5 protein-coding genes are annotated in these 11,115 nt (G+C 67.5%); 2 read left to right on the forward strand and 3 right to left on the reverse strand.

Annotation, left to right across the window (positions count from 1 at the left end):
- Positions 1-2,491 (forward strand): hypothetical protein (locus VFZ20_RS02080; RefSeq protein WP_329682157.1); only part of this gene is annotated, 2,491 nt, incomplete at its 5' end.
- Here the strand turns inward: VFZ20_RS02080 and VFZ20_RS02085 are convergent.
- From VFZ20_RS02085 to VFZ20_RS02095, 3 genes are all read right to left on the reverse strand, one after another.
- Positions 2,482-2,679 (reverse strand): hypothetical protein, encoded by a 198-nt coding sequence (locus tag VFZ20_RS02085; protein WP_329682158.1) that lies wholly within the window; start codon positions 2,677-2,679, stop codon positions 2,482-2,484. The genes VFZ20_RS02080 and VFZ20_RS02085 overlap by 10 nt on opposite strands.
- Positions 2,680-3,033: 354 nt before the next feature.
- Entirely contained in the window at positions 3,034-6,387 is a 3,354-nt protein-coding gene (locus VFZ20_RS02090) for a hypothetical protein (RefSeq protein WP_329682159.1), read from the reverse strand.
- A 419-nt stretch (positions 6,388-6,806) separates the two neighbouring features.
- Positions 6,807-7,799: a phage exclusion protein Lit family protein gene (locus VFZ20_RS02095; RefSeq protein ID WP_329682160.1), complete on the reverse strand. Its 993-nt coding sequence runs from the start codon at positions 7,797-7,799 to the stop codon at positions 6,807-6,809.
- An 816-nt stretch (positions 7,800-8,615) separates the two neighbouring features.
- Here VFZ20_RS02095 and VFZ20_RS02100 point away from each other — a divergent pair.
- Positions 8,616-9,857 carry a hypothetical protein gene (locus VFZ20_RS02100; RefSeq protein ID WP_329682161.1) on the forward strand — a complete coding sequence of 414 codons (1,242 nt, stop codon included), beginning with the start codon at positions 8,616-8,618 and terminating at the stop codon, positions 9,855-9,857.
- Positions 9,858-11,115 lie beyond the last annotated feature (1,258 nt).

An 11,115-nucleotide genomic window follows, 5' to 3' on the forward strand; every position in this document is an offset into this window, starting at 1 on the left:
GGCCGCGTTCGGCCATACGGGCGTGCAGGCGGGCGAGGTGTTGCTGGACCTGGCGGTGCACCTGGCGCAGCTGGGTGACCGCGAGGCGTTCAAGGTCGCGCGCGCTCTGCTGGAGATCGTCCCTGTCGAGCCGGAGCCGAGCTCCGTGCCCCTGGCGCTGCGCTCCGGAGGCCTCTTTCCGTTGCGGCTGCAACATCTGGAGACGTACGACATCGGTGAGGTGATGGAGCGCCTGCTCCCCGCGCTTGAAAGGCTGGACGGCGCCGGGACCGTTCGCCTGCTTTTCCGCCGTTTGGAGACCGCGATCCGCGAGATGGCGGGGCGGGAGGAGGAGCGCGGCGTACACCTGCGCGGCTGGTCGCCGGACGACCTGCAGAGCGCGGAGGGCGAGGCGGACGTCCGCACCCACCTTGCCGTAGCGCTGGCCGGTTCCGCCGCGCGTACCGCTCTGGTCGGCGAAGCGCAGGCCGAGCAGGTGCTGCGGCTGCTGAGCGGCGGTGCGGACGCGGTGTTCGACCGCATCCGTCTGCACGTGCTGGAGGTGGCGGGGCACCGGGTCCCCATCTGGCGCGACTTGGCGGTGATGGAAACCGCGCGCATCGACCAGATGCCAGCGCGGGAGTACGCCGCGTTCCTCCGGGCGCAGTTCGCCGGCGCCTCGGGGCAGGCGCAACGCGTGTTTCGTTACGCGCTGGACCGCGGGCCGGACCCGTTTGTCATTTCCCACGTGGTAGCAGGGGACGAGCTGGACGAGGACGCGATCCGCGCCCGGATCGAGACGTGGCAGCGCAAGGTGCTGCGCTACTTTCACGGCAACGTTCCCCCCTCGCTCCGTGACCTGCACGAGCGCCTGGGGACGGACCCGACTGCGGACGAGGATCCGCAGTATCAGCGGGCGCTGGACGAGAACGGTTTTGCCGTCCGGGTGGCACGCGGCCCTCTCTTCGGGGTGGAAAGCCCGCTGCAGCCGGAGGCGCTGCTGGGGATGGGTGCGCGCGAGATCCTGGATTACCTGCGGGAGTGGGAGCCCGGCCCCGCGTACATCAGCGGACCCTCGGCCTATGGTCTGAGGACCGCGCTGGAATCGGCCGTGGCCACGGATCCGCTGGCGCTGGAGCCGCTGATCGTCGGGGCGTGCGACGCCGCCCTGCGCCCCGAGTACCTCGACGGTGTGCTGCGCGGCCTGCGCACGGCGATAAAGGAAGCGCGTCCCATTCCCTGGGAGGCCGCTTTTGACTTGGGCGACTTCATCTTTGAGCGCTTGGACGCCGCGAGGGGCGGGACCATTTGGGCCTTGGCCGCGGACGCGGCCGTCCGGCTGGTGGAGACCGCGTGTCGCGAGGATCAGCTCCCCTCCGGACAGGAGGACCGCCTGTGGAGCTCGCTGGAACGGTGGTGCCGCGCGGCACTGCGGCTTGTGCCTCCGGAGACGCGGCCCGCCAGTTCGGGCTCCACGTCCACGACCCACATAGTGATACGGGCGGTGCTTCAGGCGGGACTGTGGTCGTGGCGCGCCCACGCCGGCTCCGCAGAGTCGGAAACCCAGGTTCGCCAGCGGCTGTTCCCCGTGCTGGAGGGCGTGCTGGGGGAGAGCGGACCCGGCGGCCAGGCGGCTCGTGCAGTGATCGGTCGGTACGTTCCGCGTTTGTGGAGAATGGATCGCCCTTGGACGCTGGCCATCGCGCCGCACGTGTTTGCGCCCGCCGACGGCCAAGCAGGCCCAGGGCCCGGGTGGATTGAGTACCTGCGGACGGCCGAGATGGAGAGCCGTCTGTTCTGCGATCTCCGACCGTGGTACCTCGACTTTCTGCGAGCGTTGCAGCCGGTGGATCGCGCGCGGCTTCAGCAGGAGGGCAGCGCGGAGGTCGTCTACGAGGCCGCACGGCATGTGCTGGACGCGGTGATCCAGGGCACTGTCCCTCCCGTCGACGCCGTCGTGCAGGCGCTGTTCGCGCATCTGGCGCCGGACCTCATTGGGCGGGCGTACTGGTCCGTGTTCCGTGCCTGGACGGACGCGAAAGATCCGATTCCACGGGAGCAGCAGCAGGGGCTGCTCCGCCTGTGGTCGTGGAGACTGGATGTTCTGGAGAGCGAGCCGGGCGAGCGGGCGCGGGACGAGGCTGCGGAGATGGACTGGTTGATCCACGTTCCGCACATCCCCTTGGACGAAGTCATTCCCCTCGCGGGCCGCACCATTGCGCTGGCCAGCAAGCGGGGCCGCCTGCGCCCGCTGTGGGACCGCGTGAGGGAATTTGCGTTGGTCGATATCGCAGCGGCGTTGGAGATGACGGTTGATTTGGTCGAAGCCCGTCTCAGCGGGGAGTATCCCGACTTTCGCCTGCAGGAGGTGGGGCCGATTCTGGAGCTGGCGCTGGCGTCGAAGGATGCGTCGGCCCGGGATCGGGCGCGGTGGCTGGTGCACAGGCTGGGCGACGGAGGTTTTAGCGAGTTCGGGGCGCTTCTGCGCCAGGACAGGAGCTCTCATCCGTGATTCCGGTTCCGCCCCTTGCGTAATCTCGACCGTGCCGTGGACGCACACGAGGTTTTCGCGACGCGCAATCGTCCCGCATCCGATTCCAGTATGGCGACGGTAAAGATGAACGTCTGGAAGGCTGCGGCCCCTGCCATGCCGGCATCCAGCGCCGGGACCCGGCCCTCCACCGCTTCCAGCCGCGCCATCTCACCCGACTCCGTGATGCGCGCCAAGGCGACGTGGCGGCCTCCTGCCCGGGGCAGTCGTCCCGCGCGTTATCAGCACCTCGTGCCCCCTCGCAGAGAGGGCGACCTGCGCCAGCGATACGTCGGGGCCGGTGACCAGCGCGGCGGGCGCGGCGAAGGAGAGGCCGCCCGCCTCCGAGTGGGTGTACCGCAGGCCCGCCTTGCCCGTGCACCAGTCGGCGTGCAGGAGAACACGGAGCCGGTCCTGCATCGGGACCGGCCCGCTATTCTTGCTATACGCCATTCCCCAAGCCGCACCACAGGCAGCGACCGTACTGCGGCACCGGTTGCCGCCGTCTCAAGAAATTCTCAGCGTCACTCTGGCTCGTCCAGCAGGTCCCGGAAGTCGAGCCACCCGAGAGCGACCCACCGATTCACGAGTACGCGCGCCGCGGCATGCACGGCGGGGTCTGGCGAACGAAGTGCTCGACGGATGATTTCCTTCGCCTCGCCGCGCCACAGCTCCGCTTTCCACCTGTCGTCGCCACCGACGATGTCAAGCGAAGCCAGGCAAGCAACGGCGTCGCCGGGACGCTCCTCCGAGATATCACCCAGGTACTTGATGGCCTCGACCTCGTGCTCGATACGGCCCGTCAGCTGGAGGACCGCACGAAGCTGCGCGAGTGACCATGCGATGTCGAACGCGCCTGACGCGAACCAGACCCCAAACTCGGCAAGCTCGCCACGCGCCGCGTCGGCAGGTTCGCCTTCGGCGGCGCACGCTTCCGAGAGCTGCCGCGTGCGCCACTCCCACATGGTGCGCAATAGCTCGATCGGCTCCGCATCAACCGAGGAGCCGGTCGCAGTAAGCGAATCGCCGACGAAGCGTAGCGCATGCTTTCGCGCCCTCGGTGCCGCGTGGGCAAAGAACAGCTCAATCAGGTTGTCGGGTTTTTCCAAAGGGATGGTGCCCCACCAATAGAGCTGCATCAGGTGCTCCGCCAAGTTCTGCTCGGGATCCTCCGCGTTCGGCGGGGTTTCTCCGTTCGCGCGAACGCGCCCGATCGCTTCGCGGTATGCCGGCTCCAATACGGCCAGACCCGCCGGCCAGAGCGTACCCCACTGCACGTACGTGTCCCACAGCGCATTGCGACGCTGCGCCGCCTCGGGAGCGGCTGGGAGGAGCCGCCCCATATGAGCGGTGGTCCACGCCGGATCGAAGATCGCCAGGTGTCCCAGCAGCTTTCCAACCGCCGCTCGGACGGCGAGCGACGGATCCACCTCGGGATCGAGGTGTCTTTCAAGGAGTTCGGCGACCTCCGGGACCACCTCGAAGCCAGGCTGCGGACCGCCTTCCTCCTTGTGCGCCTCGGCTGCCCAGAATGCGTACCGCAGCGCGGCATGGATGCCTTCCGAACGCACCGTGTTGATGGCCAGCGTCGACGGATCGGTTTTTTTGGAGCGGGCCTCGAACTCCGGACTCGGATTCAGATCCTCCGCCAGCACGGAGATGATTCTCCATACCCGCTCCCGCGGGTTGAGCGGAATCGCTTCCCTGCCGCCGAGTCCTTGAGCGAGCAGGTCAGCCAACTGCCTCCGGGCCCACCGCAAGTCCGACTCTCGGTCCAGTCCCTCGCCGAGATCCGACGGGGGGACCTCCTGCTCCACAATCCACTCGCCGAGCCCGAGCACGGGCTCCCAGGGGAAGCTGCGTTCACCGCTTCGCGCATTCCGAAGCCCCTCCAGCAAAGCGCAGACATAGACGGGAGCTAACCCGATGAACCGCTCGGCTTCGGACGCGAAGTTGGCCGGTTCACCAGAGGCAACCTTCGCCAGGTTTCTCGCAAGTCCGTCGCGCGATGGCGAGCGCCGTTCTGCCTCTGGCTCCCACTCGCCGAGGTATGCCGCCACCTCCGGTGCGGACATCGCCCTGAGTTCGTCCTCGCTCTTCGGACTGGTGGGGCCGGTCCAGACCGAGTATCCGGGATCGAAACGCTCGATCTTAACGGGCGGCCCGTGTTCGGCGACAAGGGCGTCCAAACGAGCGTGCCAGTCTGCTGATAAATGATCAGCGATCACCGCCAGCCAGTCTCGCTGCCACCGACTTCCTGCCTCGCTGCGATGCTCCGCACCGATCCAGGCGAAATCCGGGACGGCGGCAATCCGCTCCAGGATCTTGTCTCGATCGTACTGGCCCAGCAGTGGGAAACCCGCCCGCAGCAACGACGGCAGTTCGTCTCTCATGTCGGTACCCTCATAGTACTCGAGTACCGTCAAACGCTCAGCGACCAAGCCGGGCGCGGTCTCGGCGTGGCGGGCCAGGAGATCGAGTTCCAGCCGCCGGAACACAAGCGGTTCATGCCGCCGGAGTAGCGCGACCAGGTCTGCTACTGTTTGGCCGTGGTCCAGGGCCTTGTCCAGCGCCTCGCGCAGGGCCGCCGCGAGCAGCACCCGGAGATCGCGTTCACGTGCTTCAGATGTGTTTGCGAGTCGGGGCAGCCATGTCGTCGACCAGTCCCGCACGCCGAGCGTCCGCGTGTCGCGCGGCACTTCTTCATCTAGTTCCGGGCGGCGCCCGACGTGGTAGTCCAGCGCATTCGCGAGGAGCGTGATGTACTCGACCGGGGCCGCCCCGACCAGCGGAGCAAGTGCTTCGGGCGCTTCCGTGAGATGCCAATCCAGATCCCGCTGCCTTGTCGGTGCTGCGTTCTTGATCGGGAGCATCCCGTGCTCATCCCTTTCAGGAAGACCAAAGATGGCGCCCGCGAGCACGAGGGCTTCACGGGAAAGCCCGCTGGCTCCCATGAAGCCAGCGAAGCGGAGGACGAAGTGTCCGTGGTGATAGCGTGACATTCGGGGCTGCCACTGCAAGACCAGCGGCGTGAGATCGGCCGCCTGGGCCGCCGGGAAGCTCATGAGCACCTCAATAAGCCGCGCCTGCACCCGCACGTTCTCGGTTTCGACTGTCCTTATGATCGCCAAAACTTCCGCGGGTTGGACAGTGGCCATTCGCGCCAGGTACTCCGCCTCCGGCCATCCGGGAAACGAGACGGCATCCTCGACATTCTCCGCAGGCGGCGGGGGTGAATCGAAGAAGCCCTCTTCCCGGAGCGGTGTGAGCCACCCCGGACTTTCAAGGCGGTCGAAGAAGTAACGGCGTGTCGCGGGCGTGTTCGGCACTACCTGCTTGAGGACCCTGAGATTCTCTTTTGTGGGGTTCGCGTGCCGCAGCAACTCGTCCAGCCGCGCGAACACGTCCGTGTACCTCGTCTCGAAGCGATCAAGGACCGCGTCGAGCAGGAGCTGGATCTCTTCCCACTGGCTGACGAAGGTCGGATCGATCCTTCGCGGGGCATTCAACGCATCCCGGTGCGCCCGGCGGGCGAGTCCCCCAGGAGCATTCTTCCCGGCGATGAAGAGCCACCGATCGAAGACCTCATCGCCCTCCTCGAACTCGAGGGCGCGCAGGATCGCCCTGACCTCACGCTCATGTCGGTCTTGTGCGGGTTCGTTCGGATCAGGCTCTACAATGATTCCGAGAACAGCACGCAGCCCGCTCTCGATTTCGCGGAGAAGGTGACCGACCAGATGACTCGTCGTCGCCAACTGCTCCGGCGCGGCCATGATCCGTACCGCGTCCGCGAAGAAATCGGCCGGCCCCGCACCAAGTAAACCCAACCTCCGGTGAACGCGCTGCTGCAGCGCATTGAATCGAACGGGCTCCGCCATCCGGATTCTGAGAATGAAAGAGATGTGGTCACCAAGCGACGCGGGATTCACCGCTCAAATTCACGGGACAGCCCGGAAGACGGTGAAAGGCGCCTCCAACTCGCCGCCGACACGGGCGCGGCAGTGGGGCAAGGCATAGGCCAGATGGAGCGTTCAGAGACGGACCGGCGGTAGGGCGAACAGCCTCTTACGGTACCGTCCCCACTCATGTGGATGAATGTGCGGGCTGAAAAACATCCGCGGCTCTGGCCGATCCTGGCGCTGGCCGTGGCCGCGTCGCTCGGCGGGGCGCTGCTCACGACGTGGGCTGCGACGGAGCACAGGGATAGGATACGGAGGATGGTCGAGCACGACAGCCTGCGGCTGCATGCCATCGACAGCGCCAGGATGTCAGAACATTCCCCACCCGTGGCTGCCGGTCAGGAGAGGGCTCGGGAGCTCTTGATCAGGTCCATTTCGGCCATGTACCGGCGGAGCAGATCTTCCGCGGTCTCCGCAGGCTCCTGGCTGATCGTAAGGCCGTGCGCCCTCAGGAACAGACTGCATGCGAGGGACGCGACTGTCCACAGCATGTCGCGCGGCCCCACCTCTTCGGGGGTCAGCGCGTAGATCGCGTTGACGAGCCTGGAGTCTACGTCCGGATGCTGGATCTGCCGGAGCTTGGATGGTCTCGGCACGATCAGCAGCGAGGCGGCATGGGCGATCACGATCCCGACGCCGCGGCTCAGCTGGAGGCTGTCGGGATCGTCGCTCGCCAGCAGGGCCTCCCGCGCCTCCACGTCCGCCTCGGTCTCGATCTGCTTCAGAATCTCGCACTCTTCCTCCGAGACCTCAGCATCCGGCTTCGCGCGGATCGGCCCCATGACACTCCAATGATCGTCGACCAAGTGGGCGTACTCATGGAAGAGGAGATACGCGGCAGCGTCCATGAAGATGCCATTCGCTCTTCCCGTGTAGTCGATCCCTTCGATAACGCGGGGCCGATCCGGAGCGGGCAGCTGTTCCGGCCAATCCGAGTACTCCCGTTGCAAGCCCATCGCCCAGACAAAGAGCTCCCATGATTCCGCGAGCGCAGGCTTCGTGAAGTCGAGCTCCCCTTCGAACCGGCCCTCGACGATTGACCGCCGGTGCGCTTCCTGGTCGATGACGAGGAGAGCGTAGGTGACCGCCCACAGATAGGCCAAGAAAACCTCCTGCAAGACGATCTGCCGGCTCTCAGGGTCGGCGCACGGTCCCTTCGGCGGCATCCGTCGATCATCCCACCCGATGGCGGGGATGAGCTTGCCGGCGGCGAGGTTCCGAAGGTGGCGGGCGAGCGTGTGCGCCTGCGCATTCTGGAACCGCTCCAGCACGTTGTCCGAGAGGAGCCGCACGGGGGTCTCCACGTGCCCGATGTCTTTGGTATTCTGCATCGACTCGCGGATGGTTCCATATACCGCCAAGCGGCGAGGCGCTTGATCTGGGCGTTGATGGCAACGATCACCGTGCGGGGATGCGGTTTGTTCTCGCACTCACCGGCAAACGTCGGACCCGCACGCCACCCGCCAACAGGCGCCGCCATGCAACCCGCCATCCGCCGCTGCCTCTGAAAACGCCACCGCATGCCGGTATCGTCGGCGCGGCTCGGCGGGCAGAGTGGCCTCGTAGCCGGGCTTCCGGCCAAACGAGCCATCCAGTGCAGAGGGCGGGACCACATGCCAGCAAGTTCTCCGATTCACGCGTCGGCGGGAACGGTGACTCCCTGTGGACAGGAACAGGTAGACGGGACACCTCCGCAGGCGCCTGGATCCAAGCAGTCCGTGCCGGCACGTGCCGGTCGAATAGCCAGTGAGGCGCCGCTGGAGTGGGCACGCGGGCCAGAGTTCCTGCGTACGTTCTTCGGCTCCGGGAACTAGGCCTGCGACAGCAATGCCGCTGGACTTTCCAGTGATGGGAGGCTGAGCGGAGCGGCAATCCGCTCAGCCTGCGGCGGCGAGATATCCCTGCCGTCATCCCGTCCTGGGGGCAGAATGACCACTCCCGAGATGGCAGCGCAACTACCGGAGCGTCGCGGGTTGGCGTCCCCGGTACGCGGTGACTACTATGTCCGTATCGGTTTACGCCACGATCCATATCCGAAGGCCTAAATGGGTGATCATGCTCCGGGGAAACGCCGGTCACGCCGCCGGTTGCACTGCATGCCGCCGGCACCGCCACGCCGGCTGGGCGACGGCTCGGAGCCTGTCGGGATGGAGGTGGTGAAGCGGCTGGACGGGGCACGCGGGCCCGTGCTCTTCCAAGCGTTGCGCTATGTATACGAGTGGTCGAGGGGAACAGCCGACGAGGCCGCGCGCACCCGGCTAGAAGGGCGCCCGGTGTCGGTCGCCGCGCGCGAGCTGATGGACGACGCGACTGAGGAAGTCCCGGAGCTTGCGGGTGCTTTCGAGACGTTTGCCGCGCTCAGGGAGTCTCCCGCGGAAATCGCTCCCGCGCGAGTCGGCGGCGCCTGCAGGGGGGTGGCAGCGTGGGCAGAAGAGCGGTCGCTGATCACCGTTGCAGCGCACTTCGCGGAAGCCGCGGCGTATGCGGATACAGAGAGTCCCGAGTGCGCCAACGACGCCGGCCGCCTGTGCCGCCGGGCCGCGCTGAACGAGCGGGCGGCGCTCTGGTTCGACCGGGCCTTCTACGCCGCACGGCGACTGAAGCGCCGCCGGGAGATGATCCGCGCGCTGCTCGGCTACGGCTCGCTTGCGAAGAACATGGGCCACATGGACGCGGCACTCGACGCATACGAGCGAGCCGCGCGCCTGGCTCGCCGCACCAGGCGCCGAAAGCAGGCGGCCGAGGCGTACCACGACCTGCTCGCCATTACTGCCGAGATCGGCCCCTTCGAGCACGCCGAAATGCACGCACTTACCGCGGCGCAGCTGTACCCCGCTACGCACCCCTACCTGCCCGCACTCGCGCACGACTGGGCGTTCTTACTGGTCCGGATCCGCCACTACACGCCGGCGCTGCCGCTGCTGCGGCTGGCGCTCCTGCGCATCGAGCGGCCTGGGATCCGGGCGCTGGTCTGGTCAACGCTGGCTTGGGCGGCCGGCGGTGCGCAACGCGCCCCCCAGTTCGAGGAAGCGGAGCGGGAGGCGCTGGCTCTCGTCGCCAAGTATGACGAATACGCGCCCGCGGTCTACATCCACCTCGCCGAAGGCGCGCGCCGCATCGGCCGCTGGACGGACGCAACGGCGTACTCGGCCGCCGCGGAGCGCGCATCGGCGGAAAGGGGCGCGGCCATGCTGGAGGTAGAGGCCCGTGAGCTCCTGCAGGCCATCAAGGACCAAACAGAGCCGCCGGGCGAGCTCGTCCCGGCCGATCCTGACGGGATCGAGTTGGTGCGCGTAACGCTCACCGGCCGCCTGCAGCCGCGAAAAGGCCCTGAGACGAACCAGCCCGGAGCCAATCCCGGCGGGATCCGCAGCCGGCCGGGCGGCTAGTTCCCGGAGCCGATCGTGTGTCCGCCGCGTCCCGCGGCGGACGAGTCACTGGCCGCCGTCTCCGTCGTGGAGCCGGCGGTCTCGTCGTTTCCGGATCCGAACCCGTGTCCAGAGGAGGTGGTCGTTCCGGTCGTGGACTCTCCGGAACGGTTCCCCGAGCCAATGGTGTGCCCTCCGTCATATACCGGCGTGGCCGGAGCGGAGGTGGCGGCGGTCGGCTCGCCGCACGCGGCGGCGCACAGGAGGAGCAGGACGGCGGAGAGGGTGCGGATCGTCATTGTCGGTCCCTGGCAAGAGAGGAATGGTGCCTGACAGCAGGGGACAACATACCCGACCCGCCAACAATTGCCACCACCCTACGCGCCAACAGGCACAGGTATCTGCATTTCCGGACTGAACCTAGCCTGTACGCTATGGTTCGCCCCGATCATCTCGGCCCGACCCCCGCGGCCATTCTCGGTTACCTCTGGACGCTGGACACCCGCGCAGGCGGCTACACCAGGCGCGGAGTACGAGGTTGGGCGCGGCGAGAGGACATTGAAGCAGCGCTGGAACTCCCCGTCCCCGAACTCCTGCCGCGCCTCCGCGGCCGCGGCTTGGTGGAAGAGGACCATGTACACGTGTCTGGCACGCGCCCGGTTGCCGTATACCGGATTACCGCTGCGGGCGACCTGCTCCTGGCCCGGTACCAGTGCCGCAAAGCGCGCCCGCCCTGGCCGGCCGGCGGTCGCGACCCGGACGACGTAGCGGTGTTCATTCCACCGGCGGCGTGGGTGGCGCTCCGGCTGCTCCGGGATGCCTGTTCCGATCCGCACCCCTCGCCGCTCCTGCCAGACGGGGGGCCGGGATGGCGTACCGAGGACGAGTTGTGGTACGAGCTTGACCCTGAGCTCGACGAGTGGCTGGACGGCTCCAAGGTGGGGGAATGGGTGCCTGGAGACCCGCCGTGGTGCGGCAGGGACGCTCCAGCTGCGACGCCGCCGCCCGTCTTCGGGCGTGCGGACCTGGACTGGCTGTCACGCGCCGGGCTGGCGCAACGCTGGACCGTGACGAGCACCCGCGGAGCGCGGCCGGTTGTATTGTGGCGGGCAACACCCGCCGGACGGGCAGTCGTACCCCTCGAATGGCATCCTCCGCGTGACCCGGGCGGCAGATGACGGGAACCCGCTCCCGGACGAACCGGTCACGGCGACGCGCGCCCAGGGTCCCACCGATCCGCAGCGTGGCGTGACACTCCCCGCCTCTGCACTGCCCCGCT

The sequence above is a fragment of the Longimicrobium sp. genome, from assembly GCF_036280135.1.
Lineage (GTDB): Bacteria > Gemmatimonadota > Gemmatimonadetes > Longimicrobiales > Longimicrobiaceae > Longimicrobium.